The sequence below is a fragment of the Actinocorallia sp. API 0066 genome (genome assembly GCF_020991275.1).
Classification (GTDB): Bacteria; Actinomycetota; Actinomycetes; order Streptosporangiales; family Streptosporangiaceae; genus Actinocorallia.
The window spans coordinates 21,251-38,729 of record NZ_JAJLQY010000009.1 but is presented as its reverse complement, the minus strand read 5'-3'; the positions used below and the strand labels follow the sequence as shown (position 1 = coordinate 38,729).

13 protein-coding genes are annotated in these 17,479 nt (G+C 71.7%); 6 read left to right on the top strand and 7 right to left on the bottom strand.

Features of this window, described 5'->3' with window-relative positions:
- Positions 1-10: 10 nt before the first annotated feature.
- The 3 genes from LO762_RS21885 to LO762_RS21875 are packed head-to-tail and all read left to right on the top strand — an operon-like array spanning position 11 to position 2,451.
- Positions 11-769 (top strand): LamB/YcsF family protein, encoded by a 759-nt coding sequence (locus LO762_RS21885; RefSeq protein ID WP_230618000.1) that lies wholly within the window; start codon positions 11-13, stop codon positions 767-769.
- Positions 769-1,365 (top strand): 5-oxoprolinase subunit PxpB, encoded by a 597-nt coding sequence (gene pxpB, locus LO762_RS21880; RefSeq protein WP_230617733.1) that lies wholly within the window; start codon positions 769-771, stop codon positions 1,363-1,365. The genes LO762_RS21885 and pxpB overlap by 1 nt, the downstream gene beginning before the upstream one ends.
- Before the next feature lie 15 nt (positions 1,366-1,380).
- Positions 1,381-2,451 carry a DNA glycosylase AlkZ-like family protein gene (locus LO762_RS21875; protein WP_230617732.1) on the top strand — a complete coding sequence of 357 codons (1,071 nt, stop codon included), beginning with the start codon at positions 1,381-1,383 and terminating at the stop codon, positions 2,449-2,451.
- A 3-nt stretch (positions 2,452-2,454) separates the two neighbouring features.
- On the opposite strand, the gene LO762_RS21870 is transcribed toward LO762_RS21875, so the two are convergent.
- The 3 genes from LO762_RS21870 to LO762_RS21860 form a co-directional block, all read right to left on the bottom strand.
- Positions 2,455-3,309 carry a biotin-dependent carboxyltransferase family protein gene (locus LO762_RS21870; protein ID WP_230617731.1) on the bottom strand — a complete coding sequence of 285 codons (855 nt, stop codon included), beginning with the start codon at positions 3,307-3,309 and terminating at the stop codon, positions 2,455-2,457.
- A 45-nt stretch (positions 3,310-3,354) separates the two neighbouring features.
- Positions 3,355-5,628, bottom strand: a complete 2,274-nt coding sequence (locus tag LO762_RS21865; protein WP_230617730.1) for an AAA family ATPase — start codon at positions 5,626-5,628, stop codon at positions 3,355-3,357.
- A gap of 234 nt (positions 5,629-5,862) precedes the next feature.
- Positions 5,863-6,573 carry a ribonuclease HII gene (locus tag LO762_RS21860; protein WP_374201585.1) on the bottom strand — a complete coding sequence of 237 codons (711 nt, stop codon included), beginning with the start codon at positions 6,571-6,573 and terminating at the stop codon, positions 5,863-5,865.
- Positions 6,574-6,810: 237 nt separating this feature from the next.
- On the opposite strand from LO762_RS21860, the gene LO762_RS21855 reads away from it, so the two are divergent.
- Positions 6,811-7,674, top strand: coding sequence for an oxygenase MpaB family protein (locus tag LO762_RS21855; protein ID WP_230617728.1), 864 nt, complete (start codon positions 6,811-6,813; stop codon positions 7,672-7,674).
- 122 nt (positions 7,675-7,796) lie between these two features.
- On the opposite strand, the gene LO762_RS21850 is transcribed toward LO762_RS21855, so the two are convergent.
- Positions 7,797-10,631, bottom strand: coding sequence for a vitamin B12-dependent ribonucleotide reductase (locus LO762_RS21850; RefSeq protein ID WP_230617727.1), 2,835 nt, complete (start codon positions 10,629-10,631; stop codon positions 7,797-7,799).
- Between the two features lie 142 nt (positions 10,632-10,773).
- Positions 10,774-11,229, bottom strand: a complete 456-nt coding sequence (gene nrdR / locus LO762_RS21845) for a transcriptional regulator NrdR (protein WP_230617726.1) — start codon at positions 11,227-11,229, stop codon at positions 10,774-10,776.
- 375 nt (positions 11,230-11,604) lie between these two features.
- Here nrdR and lexA point away from each other — a divergent pair, with 375 nt between their 5' ends.
- A complete protein-coding gene (gene lexA / locus LO762_RS21840) occupies positions 11,605-12,273 on the top strand; it encodes a transcriptional repressor LexA (protein ID WP_230617725.1) in 669 nt (222 codons plus the stop codon).
- Positions 12,274-12,360: 87 nt separating this feature from the next.
- Here lexA and LO762_RS21835 read toward each other — a convergent pair whose 3' ends face one another.
- The gene (locus LO762_RS21835; protein ID WP_230617724.1) at positions 12,361-13,068 is read right to left on the bottom strand and encodes a nucleotidyltransferase family protein; all 708 of its coding nucleotides are present in this window, start codon (positions 13,066-13,068) and stop codon (positions 12,361-12,363) included.
- A 96-nt stretch (positions 13,069-13,164) separates the two neighbouring features.
- A complete protein-coding gene (gene leuS, locus LO762_RS21830; RefSeq protein WP_230617723.1) occupies positions 13,165-15,633 on the bottom strand; it encodes a leucine--tRNA ligase in 2,469 nt (822 codons plus the stop codon).
- A 299-nt stretch (positions 15,634-15,932) separates the two neighbouring features.
- On the opposite strand from leuS, the gene LO762_RS21825 reads away from it, so the two are divergent.
- The gene (locus tag LO762_RS21825; RefSeq protein WP_230617722.1) at positions 15,933-17,477 is read left to right on the top strand and encodes a long-chain fatty acid--CoA ligase; all 1,545 of its coding nucleotides are present in this window, start codon (positions 15,933-15,935) and stop codon (positions 17,475-17,477) included.
- The last annotated feature ends 2 nt before the right edge of the window (positions 17,478-17,479 follow it).

The window sequence follows — 17,479 nt, the reverse complement described above, 5'->3', positions numbered from 1 at the left end:
GCCCACCGTCATGGATCTGCGGACCATCGACCTCAACGCCGACCTCGGCGAGGGCTTCGGCGCCTGGCAGCTCGGCGACGACACGGCGCTGTTGTCGGTCGTCACCAGCGCCAACGTCGCGTGCGGCTTCCACGCGGGCGATCCGCTGATCATGCGGTCGGTGTGCCGGGCGGCACAGGCCAGGGGCGTCGCGGTGGGCGCGCAGGTGTCCTACCGCGACCTCGCCGGGTTCGGCCGCCGCGCCATGGACGTGCCGTTCGAGGAGCTGTCGGCGGAGATCCTCTACCAGCTCGCCGCCCTGGACGGGATAGCCCGCAGCTGCGGCACCCGCGTCGCCTACGTCAAACCGCACGGCGCCCTGTACAACCGGGTCGTGCACGACCGCGAGCAGGCGATGGCCGTCGCGGAGGCCGTCCTGTCCTACGATCCGTCGCTGCCGGTGCTGACGCTGCCGGGCTCGGTCCTGGCCGAGGTGAACGAGGACCTGCAGACGGTCGCCGAGTGCTACGCCGACCGCGCCTACACGCCCGAGGGCACGCTGGTGTCGCGGCGGTCGCCCGTGGCGGTCGTCCGGGATCCGGAGGCGGTCGCCGAGCGCGCGGTGCGGATGGCCGTCTCCGGCGAGGTCGAGGCGATCGACGGCACCCTCGTGCCGGTCAGCGCGCGGTCGATCTGCGTGCACGGCGACACCCCGGGCGCCGTCGAGCTGGCCAGGGCGGTGCGGCGCGCGCTGACCGACGCGGGCGTGCAGATCGTGCCGTTCGCCTGATGGAGATCCGGCGCGCCGGCGACCGCGCCCTGCTCGTCGAGACGGGCGCCCCGCACGCGCTGCGCGCCGCCGTCGCCGCGGCCGGGCTGCCGGGCGTCGCGGAGATCGTGCCGGGCGAGCGCACCGTGCTCGTGGTGTTCGACGGCCCGCCGGGCGACGCGGCCGAGCGCATCCGCGCGCTGGAGGCCGGGGCCGCCGAGCCGCGCGGACGGCTGGTGGAGATCCCGGTCGTCTACGACGGGGCGGACCTCGCGGAGGTCGCGGAGGTGACGGGGCTTGCGCCGGGCGAGGTGGTCCGGCGGCACTGCGCCGCCGAGTACCGGGTGGCCTATCTGGGTTTTTCTCCGGGATTCGCCTATCTGACCGGGATCGATCCGGCGCTCGTCGTGCCGCGCCGGACCACCCCGCGCACGTCGGTGCCCGCCGGATCCGTCGCGATCGCCGGGCCGTACACGGCGGTGTACCCGTCGGCGTCGCCGGGCGGCTGGCGGCTGCTCGGCCGCACCGCGCTCGCGCTGTGGGACGCCGACCGCGACCCGCCGTCGCTGCTGGAACCGGGCGACCGCGTGCGGTTCCGGGAATTGTCAGAGGCGTGACGTAGCGTCGGCGCCATGCTTGAGACGACGCGGAGCCGCGAGACGACGTGGGGCCAGGTGCTCGCCTGGCGGATGCGACGCCAGTTCCTCACCGACGGCGCCGGCGGCGAGCCGGATCCGGTGGCGGTGGCGCGGCGGCTGGCCGGGGTGCAGGCGCAGGTCGCCGGGAGCGCGGCGGCGGCGCTGCGGGTGCGCGGCGCGGGGCCGCCGGGGCCCGCGCTGGAGTCGGGCGCGCTGCTGAAGACGTGGGCGATGCGCGGCACCCTGCACCTGCTGCCACGCGACAGGGCGGCCGCCGTCCTCGCGCTGTGCGCCACCGTCCGCAGCTGGGAGAAGCCGAGCTGGACCAGGGCGTTCGGGGCGACGCCCGAGCAGCTCGCCGAGATCGCCGGGGCCGCCCGCGAGGTGCTGGACGGCCAGATCCTCACCCGCGAGGAACTGGCTGCGGAGGTCGTGGCGCGCACCGGTAACGAGCACCTGCGCGAGGCGCTCGGCAGTGGCTGGGGCGCGCTGCTCAAGCCGCTCGCCTGGTGGGGGGTGCTCTGTCACGGCCCGTCCCGGGGCAGCAAGATCACTTTCACCGCGCCGAAGCTGGGTGAGCCACCCGCCGTGGAGGACGCGGCCCGGGTCGTCATCGGCGACTTCCTGGGCGCGCACGGCCCGGCGTCGCCGGAGATGTTCGACGCGTGGCTGACCCGGGGGTCGAGCCGCAAGCGCGAGCTGCGCTCATGGTTCGCGGCCTGCGGCGACGAGCTCGCCCAAGTCTGGGTGGAGGGCGAGCCCATGTACGTCAGAGCCGACCAGGTGGAGGAGCTGCTGGCCGCGCCGCCCGCGCCCGAGGTGGCGCTGCTCGGCGCGTTCGACCCTTACGTGCTGGGCGCGGGCACCTCCTGCGCCGCGCTCATCCCGCCCGAGCACCGCGCCAAGGTGAGCCGGACGGCAGGCTGGATCGCTCCGGTGGTGCTGCGCTCGGGCCGGGTCGCGGGCACCTGGGATCCGGCGACCGGCGAGGCCGACCTGTGGGAGGAGGTGCCGCGAGCCGCGCTGCAGGCGGCCGTGCGCGCCTGGCCGGGCGGCGAGCCCTGAAGGTCAGGCCCTGGCGAGCTGGAACCGCACGGTCCCGCCGGGCCGCAGCTGCGCCGCCAGGCCCAGGTCCTCGCTGGCCACAACGGCGATGACGGGGTAGCCGCCGGTCGTCGGATGGTCGGCGAGGAACAGTATCGGCTTGCCGTCGGGCGGCACCTGCAGGGCGCCGGTCACCATGCCCTCGCTGGCGAGCTCCCCGGCACGGGCACGGTCGAGCGCGGGCCCGTCCAGCCGCACCCCGACGCGGTTGCTGCGCTCGGTCACCAGGTACTCGGCGCCCAGCAGGGTGTCGAGCGCCGCCTCGGTGAACCAGTCGGCGCGCGGGCCGGGGATCACCGCGAGCACCGGGCGCTCGGGCAGCGCGGGCACCGGCGCGACGTCCACCCCGCTGAAGCCGCCGACGACCCGGCCGAGGGGCAGCCTCATGCCCTCGGCGAGCGGCCGCGGCCCGAGGCCCGACAACAGGTCGGTGGAGCGGCTGCCGAGCACCGGCGGCACCTCGATGCCGCCCCGGACGGCGAGATAGCTGCGCAGGCCGCGCAGCGGCGCGCCGAACCTGACGACGGCGCCGCCCGGCACAAAACAGGGCCCGAGGCAGCCCTGCTCGCGCCCGTCCACCGCCCACTCCACCGGCGCCCCGGTCACCGCCACCCACGCGGACTTCACGAACCGCAGCCTAGCGCCGCCGTAGGTGAGCTCCAGTCCTGCGGCGTCCTCCGGGTTGCCGACGAGCCGGTTGGCGAGCGCGAGGCTGTCCCGGTCGGCCGCCCCGGCCTCCGGCACGCCCAGATGGCCGAGCCCCTTGCGGCCCAGGTCCTGCACCGTCGTCAGCATGCCGCCCGCCAGCACCTCGATCATGCGCGAACGGTACAACGGCGCGGGCGCGGCGTCATGGGCGGCACGTCACTCGGCGCCGTGCACGTCGCGGCGCGTCAACGTGGTGAGGTCGACGGCGGTGGGCGCGGGCAGCGCCGAGACACGGACGTCCCGCGCCGCGCAGGAGCGCTCGTAGACGGTCCTGGCGAACCGGGCGTTGCCGAGCGTGTCGATCGCGCCGCGCCCGCACGCCCGCTGGAAGACCAGCGCGAGGTCGTCGAGCGCCGTGTCGTCCCAGTGGTCGCCGTGCTCGGCGGCCAGCGCCACCGCGATGCGCAACAGCTCGTCGGGCCCGTAGGACGGGAACGGCACCTGCGTGTCGAACCGGGAGGCGAGCCCCGGGTTGGAGGCGAGCAGCCGTTCCATGTCGGCGGTGTATCCGGCGAGGACGACGACGAGCCTGTCCCTGTCGTCCTCCGCGCGCTTCAGGAGGGTCTGCACCGCCTCCTGGCCGAAGGCGTCGCCGCCGGAGTAGCCGCTCCCGACCAGGCTGTACGCCTCGTCGATGAACAGCACACCGCCGAGCGCCGAGTCGATCACCTTGCCCGTCTTGATGGCGGTCGCGCCCAGGTGCTCGCCCACCAGGTCGACCCGCGAGACCTCGACGACGTCCGGCCTGGCCAGCAGGCCGAGCGCGGCGAAGATCCGGCCGAGCACCCGGGCGACCGTCGTCTTGCCGGTGCCGGGCGGCCCGGTGAAGACGAAGTGCCGCATCGGCGGTTGCGCGGGCAGTCCCTGCGCGGCCCGCAGCCGCCGCACCTGGAGCTGCGCGGTGATCTGGTGCACCTGCCGTTTCACCGGCTCCAGGCCGACCATCGCGTCGAGCGAGGCGAGCGCCTCCTCCAGCGTGGGGGTGGCGGCGTAGCCCCGGTAGCGGGCGGTGAGCTCGTCGTAGGCGGCGCCCATGTCCTCCGCGCGCACCGTCACCAGCTCCGCCGCGGTGGGGTGCGCGCTGCGCGAGACGACGCGCAGGTCGCGGGCGCGGGCGGCCCCCTCGGCCAGCGAGCGGACGAACCTGCCGTTGCCGAGCTGGTCGACGATGCCCCGGCGGCTGATCTCCTCGAACCTGTCCTCCAGGTAGCCGAGCGCGTCGTCGGCGAGCCGGTCGCCGCGCGCCTCGGTGTGCGCCCGGCAGATCGCCAGCAGCTCGTCCGGCCGGTAGCCGGGGAACAGCACGCGGGTGCCGAACCGGGAGGCGAGGCCGGGGTTGGAGTCCAGGAACGCCTCCATCTCCGCCTCGTACCCGGCGAGGATGATGACGAGGTTGTCCCTGTCGTCCTCGGCCCGTTTCAGCAGCGCCTGGACGGCCTCGGCGCCGAACCTGTCGGTCTGCCCGTCGCCCGCGCCCAGCAGCGCGTAAGCCTCGTCCACGAACAGCACGCCGCCGAGCGCGGAGTCGATCACCTGGTTGGTCTTGATGGCGGTCGCGCCGAGGTACTCCCCGACGAGGTCGGCGCGCTGCACCTCGACCACCCGGGCCGAGGGAAGCAGCCGGAACGCGTGGAAGATCGTGGCGAGGGCGCGGGCCACGGTCGTCTTGCCGGTGCCGGAGGGCCCGGCGAACACCAGGTGCCGGAGCGGCTTCTCGATCGGCACGCCCGCCTCGGCCCGCAGATGGGCCGCCTCGATGGAGGCGGCGATCGAGTGGACCTGCCGCTTCACCGGCTCCAGGCCGATCATCTCCTCAAGCCCGGCGAGCGCCTCGGCGACAGAGGGCGGCTCCGCCTCCACGACGGGCGCGGGACGCGGCTCGGGCACCGGCGCGGGCGCGGGCGGCAGCGCCGGTGCCCGCACCGGGACGGGCTCGGGCACCGCCTCCTCGACCCAGCCGGAGTCGTAGGCGTCGGCCGCCGTCACCCTGCGCGCCCTGTCCCACCGGTAGGCGAGCACGAGCAGCGCGGCGGCCCAGGCGGGGCCCGCGTGCAGCCGCGGCGCGAGGTCGGCCAGCGCCGCCGTGACGAGCGCCGCCACCGCGAGCGCCCACAGCGCGCTCCGCCACGGGACGTACCCGCGCAGCCGCAGCGCGGCCAGCGCGACGGGCGGCGCGAGCAGTGCCAGCGCGAGCCCCTGGTGGGCGTCGGCCGGGAACAGGCGGGAGAGCGGAAGGACAAGCGCGAGCCAGCAGGCCGCCACCGCGAGGACGGCGACCCCGGCCGGGGAACGTAGCGTCAGATCGACCACCACCAGCAGGACGAAGGCCCCCACCAGGGTGCCCGGCACCGGCAGGCCCGCCGTCACCGCGACAGTGACGCTGACCGCCAGCAGCAAGATCCCGGCAAGTCGCCGGAGACCGGAGTGCATCCGAAAATAGCCGCCGCGTGCGCGCTCGAAAAGGTCCCGCGCCGCTTCCGTGGGCGGGCGGGTCACGATGCGTCCCGGCGCTCCCATCTTGAACCGACAGCCTGGCCCCTGACCCGCCGCAAGTCCAGCAACACGCCCGTATGACGCCGTTTTCGTCTGCCCGATCATGTCCCAGGCGAAGCATCCGTCACACGGCTCACACGTGCCACGTTCCGGGCGCGGCGCGGGCGGCCGTCACAGGAGGCTGAGCTGGCCCTCGCCGGCGAGTGGATCGCGGTGCACCTTCAGGTGGCGCCAGCGCGGCAGGTCGTCGAGGTAGGACCACGACAGCCTGTGGTGCGCGCTCGGGCCAAGCCGCTCCAGCGCCTCCTGGTGCGCGGGCGAGGGGTACCCGGCGCTCTCGGCGAACGCGTAAGCCGCCGCCTCGGGCAGCTCCGCCATGTACCGGTCGCGGTGCACCTTGGCCAGGACCGAGGCGGCGGCGACGGACACCGAACGCCGGTCGGCCTTCACCTCGGTCCGCACCCGCCAGCGCCCGCCGAGGAAGTCGTGCGCGCCGTCGACGATGACGGTGTCGGGCCGCGCCGGCAGCGCCTCCAGCGCCCGCACCGCCGCCTTGCGCAGCGCGGCGGTCATGCCCAGCTCGTCGATCTCCCGCGCGGACGCCTCCCCGAGCGCCCAGCCGCTCAGCCAGCCGGGCAGGACGGCGGCGAACGCCTCGCGGTGCGCGGCGGTGAGCAGCTTGGAGTCGGTGAGCCGCACCGGCGCCCTGCGCCCCCTGGGCAGCTCGGGCGGCGGTCCGAAGTCCGTCACGGCGGCGCAGACCACGACGGGCCCCGCCCACGCGCCCCTGCCCACCTCGTCGATCCCGGCGACGCGCACCGCGCCCGCGGCCCGCAGCTCCGCCTCGACCTCGTACCCCGCCGCTTCCGTCACGCCGTCCATCATCCCAGCGTGGCAAAGGGGGCGTGGACACCCCACGCCCCCTCACCTGACAGGCGGAACCGTAGCGCGCCATGCACGGTGCCGTTGCGCGCAGCATCCTATGTCCGCCACGGACGGCGACACGGTGAGGACACTCCGCGATGGTGTCGAAGTGTGACGCGCGACATGTTGCAAGTAAACACTTACTTGTGTGACCGTGGATCCCGCCGAGGCCCCATCCCAGCTTCTGGAGGATCCATGACGAGCGCGCTGGCGCCCCCGCCCCGGGACGAACCCGCCCAGGCTGACGGCCCCGTTCCCCGCGCGGCCCGCGCCACGCTCAACTGGTACGCGCTGGCGCTCGGCATGCCCAACGTGCTGATGCAGCTGTCCAACCTCAAGGTCGGCCACGGTGTCGCCGAGAGCCGGGTGGAGAGCGGCCGGATCGACAAGCACCCGCTCAAGCGCCTGCGGACCACGCTGACGTATCTCGCCGTCGCCAGCCACGGCACCGCCGCCGAGCGCGTCCACCTGCGCGCCGAGATCAACCGCGCGCACCGCCAGGTGGTCTCCGCGCCCGACGCGAAGGTGAAGTACAACGCCTTCGACCGCGACCTCCAGCTCTGGGTGGCCGCCTGCCTCTACAAGGGCGTCGAGGACATGATCAACGCCCTCGACCTCACCTTCACCGAGCGCGAGTGGGACGACCTCTACCGCCACTCCGCCAGGCTGGCGACCAGCCTTCAGGTCCCGCCGGACATGTGGCCCCCGACCCGCGAGGACTTCACCGTCTACTGGGACGCCCGCGTGGCCGCCATCGAGACCGACCCCAAGACCCGCGCCTTCCTCCAGGACCTCGCGGGCCTCGCCTTCCTCCCCAGGCCCCTCAGCACCACCCTGGGGCCCCTCTCGCGCTTCATCACCACGGGCTTCCTCCCCCAGGAGTTCCGCGACGAGATCGGCCTCCCCTGGGACGCCCGCTCCCAGCGCCACTTCGACCGTTTCGTCCGCCTCTCGGCGTCCGTCAACCGCCGCCTCCCCCGCCCCGCCCGAGAGTTCCCCTTCAACCTCTACCTCTGGGACTTCCGCCGCCGCCTCCGCCAAGGCCGTCCCATCGTCTGACCCCCTCCCCCGCGTGGAGGGCCCACCGGGCCCGGCGCCCCTCTCCCCGCGCCGGGCCCGTCTCAGTGAACGCGGAGGGGCGGCGGGCCGGGAGGCCTGCCGCCCCTTTGTTGGGGCTGGGGTTAGCTGCAGCCGCTGGTGGAGCCGCAGCCTTCGCAGACGTAGCAGGAGCCTGCCGGGCGCATGTTGGTGCCGCAGGTCATGCACATCGGGGCGTCGGCGGTGCGGCGGCCGTGGCTCTCGGTCGCGTCGACGCGGGACGGCTGGATCTGGACCGGCTGCGGGGCCGCGGCGGGGCGCGGGGCCGTGATCGGGGCCGACTGGGCCAGCGCCTCGACGTCCTCGACGGTGTGCAGCGTCGCCGGGTCCTCCCCGGACGCCTGGAGCGCCCGCTCCTCGGCCGAGAAGATCCCGATCTCCGCGCGGGACTCGTAGGGCAGGTGGTCCAGGGCGAGCCGCCGGAAGATGTAGTCCATGAAGGACGTCGCCATCCGGATGTCCGGGTCGTCGGTCATGCCCGCGGGCTCGAAGCGCATGTTCGTGAACTTCTCCACCCACGTCTCCAACGGCACCCCGTACTGGAGGCTGATGGAGATGGCCATGGAGAACGCGTCCATGACGCCCGCGAGGGTCGAGCCCTGCTTCCCGAGCTTCAGGAAGACCTCGCCCAGGCCGTTGTCCGGGTACGTCGAGGCCGTCATGTAGCCCTCGGCGCCCGCGACGGAGAACCGCGTGACGGTCGCCGGACGCTTCTTCGGCAGCCGCTTGCGGACCGGACGGACCTCGGCCGGAGCCGCGACGGCCACGGCGACGGCCGCCGAAGCCGCGGCGGGCTCCTCCTTCTTCTTGGCGACCGAAAGCGGCTGGCCGACCTTGCAGTTGTCGCGGTAGATCGCGAGCGCCTTCAGGCCCAGCTTCCAGCCCTCGTAGTAGACCTTCTCGATGTCCTCGACGGTGGCCGTCTCGGGCATGTTGACGGTCTTGGAGATCGCGCCGGACAGGAACGGCTGGGCCGCCGCCATCATCCGCACGTGGCCCATCGGGCTGATGGAGCGCTCGCCCATCGCGCAGTCGAACACCTCGTAGTGCTCACGCTTCAGGCCGGGCGCGTCCATGACGTGACCGTGCTCGGCGATGTAGGCGACGATCGCCTCCACCTGCTCACCCGGGTAGCCGAGCTTGCGCAGCGCCCGCGGCACCGTGTGGTTGACGATCTCCATCGAGCCGCCGCCGACGAGCTTCTTGAACTTCTTCAACGCCAGGTCGGGCTCGATGCCGGTGGTGTCGCAGTCCATCATCAGGCCGATGGTGCCGGTCGGCGCCAGCAGCGACGCCTGCGCGTTGCGGTAGCCGTTCCTGTCGCCGAGCCGCAGGCACTCCGCCCACTCACGGGTGGCCTCGGCGTGGATCGCCTTGTCCGTCTCGTCGAGCGTGCGGATGTCGTCGTTGGCCGCGGCGTGCTTACGCATGACGCGCTTGTGCGCGTCGGCGTTGCGCGCGTAGCCGTCGTAGGGGCCGACGGCGGCGGCGAGCTCGGCGGAACGGCGGTAGGCGGTGCCCGTCATCAACGAGGTGATGGACGCGGCCAGCGCGCGGCCGCCCTCGGAGTCGTAGGCGTGGCCGGTCGCCATGAGCAGCGCGCCCAGGTTGGCGTAGCCGATGCCCAGCTGACGGAACGCGCGGGTCGTCTCGGTGATCTTCTCGGTCGGGAAGTCGGCGAACGTGATCGAGATGTCCATCGCGGTGATGATCAGCTCGACGAGGTTCCGGAACGGCTCGACGTCGAAGGTGTTGTCCGGCCGCAGGAACTTCAGCAGGTTGATGCTGGCCAGGTTGCACGAGGAGTTGTCCAGGTGCAGGTACTCCGAGCAGGGGTTGGACGCGGTGATCCGGCCGCTCTCGGGCGAGGTGTGCCAGTCGTTGATGGTGTCGTCGTACTGGACGCCCGGGTCGGCGCACTCCCAGGCGGCCTGCGCCATGAGCCGGAAGAGGTCCTTGGCCCTGATGGTCTCGATGACCTCGCCGTTGAGCCGGGCGCGCAGCCCGAACTCGGCGTCGGCCTCCACCGCGCGCATGAACTCGTCCGACACCCGGACGCTGTTGTTCGCGTTCTGGTACTGGACCGAGACGATGTCCTTGCCGCCGAGGTCCATGTCGAACCCGGCGTCCCGCAGCGCCCGGATCTTGTCCTCTTCGCGGGCCTTGGTCTGGATGAACTCGGCGACGTCGGGGTGGTCCACGTCGAGCACGACCATCTTGGCCGCCCTGCGGGTCGCGCCGCCCGACTTGATCGTCCCGGCGGACGCGTCGGCGCCGCGCATGAACGAGACGGGCCCGGACGCGGTGCCGCCGGACGACAGCAGCTCCTTGGAGGAGCGGATGCGGGACAGGTTGACCCCGGAGCCGGAGCCTCCCTTGAAGATGACGCCCTCTTCCTTGTACCAGTCCAGGATCGACTCCATCGTGTCGTCCACGGACAGGATGAAGCACGCGCTGACCTGCTGCGGCGACCTGGTGCCGACGTTGAACCAGACGGGCGAGTTGAACGCGAAGATCTGGTGCGCGAGCGTGTACGTCAGCTCGTGCTCGAAGATCTCGGCGTCCTCCTCGGTGGCGAAGTAGCCGTGCTCGCGGCCGGTCTCGGTGTACACGCGCACCACACGGTCGACGAGCTGCTTCAGGCTCCATTCCCGCTGCGGGGTGCCGACGGCGCCGCGGAAGTACTTCGTGGTGACGATGTTCGCCGCGTTGACCGACCAGAAGTCGGGGAACTCCACGCCGCGCTGCTCGAAGTTGATCGAGCCGTCGCGCCAGTTGGTCATGACGACATCCCGGCGTTCCCAGGTGATCTCGTCGTAAGGGTGCACGCCGGGGGTGGTGAAGATGCGGCGCATCTTCAGCCCCTTGCGACCCGTGGTCTTGCCACGACGAGCCGGTCCGCTGACCGTCTCTGTCATGTCTTCCCCCTTCATCTGGGCCCTCCCGCAAGGGCCCGTGCTCGCACATGACGGATCACGCCCTCCTCCGGGTGTTGCCGCCGGAAGGGGCGTGGGTGGTAGGTGTGCGCTCGTGCCGGTTACAGCGCGCCGGCCGGCTTCCTCATTCCGGCGGCGTGCTCCGGCGCAGAGCGTCGATCTCCTTCTCGAAGTCGTCGAGCGACTCGAAACCCCGGTAGACGGAGGCGAAGCGCAGGTAGGCGACCTCGTCGAGTTCCTGGAGAGGCCCCAGGATGGCGAGGCCGATCTCGTGGGACTGGATCTCCGCGGCGCCGGTGGCCCGGATCGCCTCCTCGACCCGCTGGCCCAGGAGGGCGAGCGCATCCTCGTCGACCGGGCGGCCCTGGCAGGCCCTGCGCACCCCGGCGATGATCTTCTCCCGGATGAACGGCTCGGTGACGCCGCTGCGTTTGGCCACCATCTGCAGGACGTTCTCCTGGGTGGTGAACCGCTTGCCGCACTCCGGGCAGGAGCGCCTGCGGCGAATGGCGGCGCCGTCCTCGGTGGAACGACTGTCGATGACCCGGCTGTCAGGGTTGCGGCAGAACGGGCAGTGCACGACGTCTCCTTCCCGTTCTTCCGGCGTCAACCGTTCACCGACGGAACACAACCTGTGGTGAACTACATCCATGTAACTACTAGATGTTGTGGTCCCTAAACCTAAGCCTCTGATCTTGGCAACGCAAGCCGAACTCGGGGACGGCGCTGTAGGGCCTGTCACACGCCCCCTCCCGGCGTGTCGAGTGGCGATCATGCGCGCGGACCGTGCCGTCCTCGAATGCAGATTCGATAGAACGGATGTACGATGGTGGAGCGCGGACACGCTGACGTTCCGCCTGGTGACGCATTGTGGGGCGCCGGGGCCGGAACGCCGGGCGCCGCTCCAGCGTGTGGCCACACCGGAACGAACGCGAACACAGGAGGGGAAGGCGCCATGAGCAAGGTACAGACGCCTGAGGAACCCCTGGACGAAGGCGGTCTCACCCAGCGCCAGCGCATGGTGCTCGAGGTGATCCGTGACTCGGTCCAGCGCCGCGGCTATCCGCCGTCGATGCGCGAGATCGGCGAGGCCGTCGGCCTCACCAGCACGTCCAGCGTGTCCCATCAGCTGCGCACGCTTCAGCGCAAGGGTTTCCTGCGCCGCGACCCGAACCGCCCACGCGCGGTCGAGGTGCGGATGCAGGGCCGGGCCGCCCCGGTCGACGGCACGGGTCTCGCCGAGGGCGCTGAGGCTGCCTACGTGCCCCTGGTGGGCCGGATCGCGGCGGGTGGCCCCATCCTCGCCGAGGAGTCCGTCGAGGACGTCTTCACGCTGCCCAAGCAGCTGGTCGGCGAGGGCGAGCACTACCTGCTGAAGGTGCAGGGCGACTCGATGATCGAGGCGGCCATCGCCGACGGCGACCTCGTCGTGGTGCGCCGCCAGCCCGACGCCGACAACGGCGACATCGTCGCGGCGATGATCGACGGCGAGGCCACCGTGAAGACGTTCAAGCGCAAGGACGGGCACGTCTGGCTGCTCCCCCAGAACTCCGCCTACGACCCCATCCCGGGTGACGCGTCAAGCATCCTGGGCAAGGTCGTCGCGGTACTCCGCAAGATCTGAAGGGGCGTCCGCGGGCGGTCGCGCCCGTGCGCGCCCCTCATGCCCCGCCGGGTGCTCCGGCGGGGCGGGGCGAATCCGCGCCGCCGGTCAGGCGGCCCAGCCGAGGTGCTTGAGCTCCCGGTTGGCCTCACGCAGGTCGCGCGCGCTGTCGATGGCGCGCCAGTAGCCGTCGATCTCGTGCGCGGCCAGCCGCCCCTGGGCGGCCAGCAGCGGGAACGTGACGCTCTCGTGGTCGCCGAGGTCGGGCAGCAGCCCCACCACCTCCGGCGCGCACAGGTGCACGCCCGCGTTGACGCGCTGCGGCAGCACCGGCGCCGATTCAAGGCCGAGCACGGTGCCGTCCGCGCCGATCTCCACCACGTCGTAGGGCGAGCGCAGCGCGGCCACCCCGAGGGTGATCAGCGCTCCGGCCGCCGTGTGCCGGGCCGCCATCTCCTCCAGCGAGAACCTGGTGAGCACGTCGCCGTTCAGCGCGAGCCACGGCGCGTCCGGCCGGGGCAGCGCGCGGGCCGCGTGCTTGAGCTCGCCGCCGCGGCCCAGCGGCCGCTCCTCGACGATCACGCCGACCTCCAGCGGCAGCGTCCGGCCGAGCAGGTGCCGGGTGAGCGCCTCGGCCCGCTGCCCGCACGAGACGACCACGTGCTCGACGCCCTCGGCCGCGAGCCACGCCAGTTGGTGTTCGAGGATCGGTCTGCCGCCGACATCGACGAGCGCCTTGGGCACCCGGTCGGTGTAGGGCCTGAGCCGTGTCGCGTTGCCGCCGGCCAGGATGACGGCCTGCCTCACCTGGGTCACGCTGGGATCTCCTCTGGTCGGGGAGATCCCAGCGTGACGGACGGACGTTACGTCCGGGTGACCCCCGCTCGACGCTTTGTTAAGTCGCCGCGAGGGTCAGACGACGATGTTGACGATCTTCGGCGCGCGCACGATCACCTTGCGGATCTCGGCGTCGCCGATGGCCGCCCGCACCTTCTCCGAGGTCAGCGCCAGCTTCTCCAGCTCGGCCTCGGCGATGTCCGGCGCCACCTCCAGCCGGTCGCGGACCTTGCCCTTGACCTGGACGACACAGGTCACCGAGTCCAGCACCAGCAGGTCCGGCTCCGCGACGGGCCACGGCACCCGGGCGATGGAGCCGCCGGTGTGGCCCAGCTTCTCCCAGCCCTCCTCGGTGATGTAGGGCGTGGCCACCGACAGCATGATCGCCAGCGCCTCGGCCGCCTCGCGGACGGCCGGGTCGGCCGGGCCGGGGCCGCTGTCGATGGCCTTGCGGGCGGCGGAGGTCAGCTCCATCAGCCGCGCGATGGCGACGTTGAAGCGGTGCCCCTCGACCAGCCGGGTCACCTCGTCCACGGTCCGGTGGGTGAACCGGCGCAGCGCCACGTCACCAGTGGCGAAGTCCACGCCGGGCGCGCTCGTCACGTCGGTCATCACGCGGTAGGCGCGGGCCAGGAACTTCTGCGACGCGCCCGGGGAGACGTCGGCCCAGTCGATGTCGTCCTCGGGCGGGCCGCCGAACAGCATGGTCAGCCGGACGGCGTCCACGCCGAAGTCGTCGATCTGCTGGCCCAGGTCCACCCCGTTGCCCAGCGACTTCGACATCGCCCGGCCCTGGTTGATCACCTGGCCCTGGTTCAGCAGCCGCCGGAACGGCTCGGTGAAGTCCACCAGGCCCATGTCGTACAGCACCTTGGTGAAGAACCGGGTGTACAGCAGGTGCATGACCGCGTGCTCGATGCCGCCGATGTACTGGTCGGCGGGCATCCACTGCTTCACCTTGGCGGGGTCGAACGGCCCCTCGGTGTAGTGCGGGGAGGTGTAGCGCAGGAAGTACCAGGAGGAGTCGACGAAGGTGTCCATGGTGTCGGTGTCGCGCTGGGCGGGGCCGCCGCACTTGGGGCAGTCCACGTTGACCCAGGAGGTCGCCGCCGCCAGCGGGGAGACCCCCTTGGGCGCCAGGTCGGCGCCGCGCAGGTCGTCCGGCAGCTTGACGGGCAGGTCCTCGTCCGGGACGGGCACCTCGCCGCAGTCCGGGCAGTGGATGATCGGGATCGGGGTCCCCCAGAACCGCTGGCGCGACAGCAGCCAGTCGCGCAGGCGGAAGTTGACGGTGCCGTGGCCCAGGCCCTTGTCCTCCAGGATCCTGATGATCGCGGAGATCGCCTCGGTCTTGGCCAGCCCGTCCAGCGGGCCGGAGTTCACCAGCCGTCCCTCGCCGGGGGTGGCGGTGCCGGTGGTGTTCGGGTCCTCGGCGCCGGTCTCCAGCACCACCTTGACGGGCAGGCCGTGGGCGCGGGCGAAGTCCAGGTCGCGCTGGTCGTGCGCGGGCACCGCCATGATGGCGCCGTGCCCGTAGTCGGCCAGCACGTAGTCGGCGGCCCACACGGGGATGCGCTCGCCGTTCACCGGGTTGACGGCGTGCACGCCCAGGAAGACGCCGGTCTTCTCCTTCTCGGTGGACAGCCGGTCGATGTCGCTCAGCTTGGCGACCTCGGCCCGGTAGGCGTCCAGCGCGGCCCGCCGGTCCGCGGCGACGATCCGCTCGGCCAGCGGCGCGTCGGCGGCGACGACGAAGAACGTCGCGCCGTACAGGGTGTCGGGCCGGGTGGTGTAGACGGTGACGGGCCCGTGGCCTTCGATCTCGAAGGTGACGTCGGCGCCCTCGGAGCGGCCGATCCAGTTGCGCTGCATGGTCAGCACACGGTCGGACCAGCCGCCCTCGATCTGGTCCATGTCGTCCAGCAGCCGCTGCGCGTAGTCGGTGATCTTGAAGTACCACTGGGTCAGTTCACGCCGCACGACCACGGCGTGGCACCGCTCGCACTTGCCGTCCACGACCTGCTCGTTGGCCAGCACCGTCTGGTCGTTCGGGCACCAGTTGACCAGGCCGCCCTTGCGGTAGGCCAGGCCGCGCTCGAAGAACCGGGTGAACAGCCACTGGTTCCACCGGTAGTACTCGGGGTCGCTGGTGTGCAGCCGCCGGGACCAGTCGAAGGAGATGCCGTAGCGCCGGAAGGAGTTGGCCTGTGTCTCGATGTTGGCGTACGTCCACTCGGCCGGGTGGGCGTTGCGCTTGATCGCCGCGTTCTCGGCGGGCAGCCCGAAGGAGTCCCACCCGATGGGGTGCAGGACGTTGTACCCCCGGTGGAACCAGTACCTGGCGATCACGTCGCCGATCGCGAAGACCTCGCCGTGTCCCATGTGCAGGTCGCCCGACGGGTAGGGGAACATGTCCACCACGTACCGGCGCTCGCGGGGGTCGGCGGGGTCGTCGCTGGCGGCGAAGGTGTCGAGCTCCGCCCAGCGGGCCTGCCACTTGTCCTGCACGGCGCGGGGGTCGTACTGCTGCTCTTCGTCGCTCACTGGGGTCCTCTTCCGGTTCGCTGCCTCAAACAATGAAGAAGCCCCTCACACAGGGAGGGGCTGCCGCGCTGGTCGCCGATCACGCGCGCCTCGCGGCGGGGTTCGGGGTCGATCTCAGCGCGGCTGACTGAGAAGCAGCCACGATCGCATACCCCAAGGGTAGCGCAAGAGCAAGAAATCGCGGGTTTTCCTGGAAGCGATGTGCATTTGCCCCTAGAAGTGGATCATGACACGCGCTTGGATGTGGTCACCCCCACATAAGCTCACGTGAGTAGCCCCTGGCGCGAGGAGAGAACTTCATGCTCAACCTGTCCGTGCTGATCGAGGACGCGGCCCGCGAGACCCCCGACCGGGATGCCGTCGTCTTCGGCGACATGCGTCTTTCGTACGCCTTCATCAACACGGTCGCCAACCAGGTCGCGAACCTGCTGGTCTCGCGTGGGATCCAGCCCGGCGACAAGGTGGCGATCTCCTCGCCGAACCTGCCGTACTTCCCGATGATCTACTTCGGCATCCTCAAGGCCGGCGCCGTCGTGGTGCCGCTGAACGTGCTGCTCAAGCCGCGTGAGGTCGCCTACCACCTGGCGGACTCGCAGGCCAAGGCCCTGTTCTGTTTTGAGGGCACCCCCGAACTGCCGATCGGCGAGGCCGGCCACGCGGGCTTCCAGCAGGCCGACGACTGCGAGCACTTCTTCCTGCTCCCGGCCAACCCGGCGGCGGCCGAGCCGTCGATCCCGGGCGCCGAGCTGTTCTGGGCGGCGCTGGCGGGCCAGGCGTCCACCTTCGAGCCGGTCCTCACCGAGGCGACCGACACCGCGGTGGTGCTCTACACCTCCGGCACCACCGGCCAGCCCAAGGGCGCCGAGCTGACCCACGGCAGCATGCTGATGAACGCCATGGTCAGCGACGGCCTGTTCGAGAAGACCCTCCAGGACACCTTCCTGGTGACGCTGCCGCTGTTCCACATCTTCGGCCAGACCTGCGTCATGAACGTCGGCATCTACCGGCGCGCGACGCTGGTGCTGGTGCCGCGCTTCGAGGTCAAGTCCGCGATCGCGCTCATGGTCAAGGAGAAGGTGAACCTGTTCGCCGGCGTCCCGACCATGTGGTGGGCGCTGATGACCGACGACACCGCGCCCGACGACGTCGTCGCGATCACCGAGCACCTGCGGGTGGCGGTCTCCGGCGGCGCGGCGCTGCCGATGGAGGTCATCAAGGGCGTCAAGGGCAAGTTCGGCGTGGACATCCTGGAGGGCTACGGCCTGTCCGAGACGTCCCCGGTCGCGGCGTTCAACCGCCCGGACCGTCCGACCAAGGCCGGTTCGATCGGCCTGCCGGTGTGGGGCGTCGAGCTCAAGCTCATCGACGACGACTGGAAGACCATCGAGGGCGAGGGCCCCGGCGAGATCGCGATCCGCGGCCACAACGTCATGAAGGGCTACTTCAACCGGCCCGAGGCGACGGCCGAGGCGATCCAGAACGGCTGGTTCCGCACCGGCGACCTGGCGACCCGCGACGACGAGGGCTACTACTACATCGTCGACCGCTCCAAGGACATGATCATCCGCGGCGGCTACAACGTCTACCCGCGGGAGCTCGAAGAGGTCCTCATGACGCACCCGGCCGTCTCGCTGGCCGCGGTCGTCGGCATCCCGCACGACAGCCACGGCGAGGAGGTCAAGGCGTTCATCATCCGGACCCCGGGCGTCGAGGTCACCGAGCAGGAGCTGGTCGACTGGGGCAAGGAGCAGTTCGCCAACTACAAGTACCCGCGCATCGTGGAGTTCCGCGACGCGCTGCCGATGACGGCCACCGGCAAGATCCTCAAGCGCGAGCTGCGCTAGCG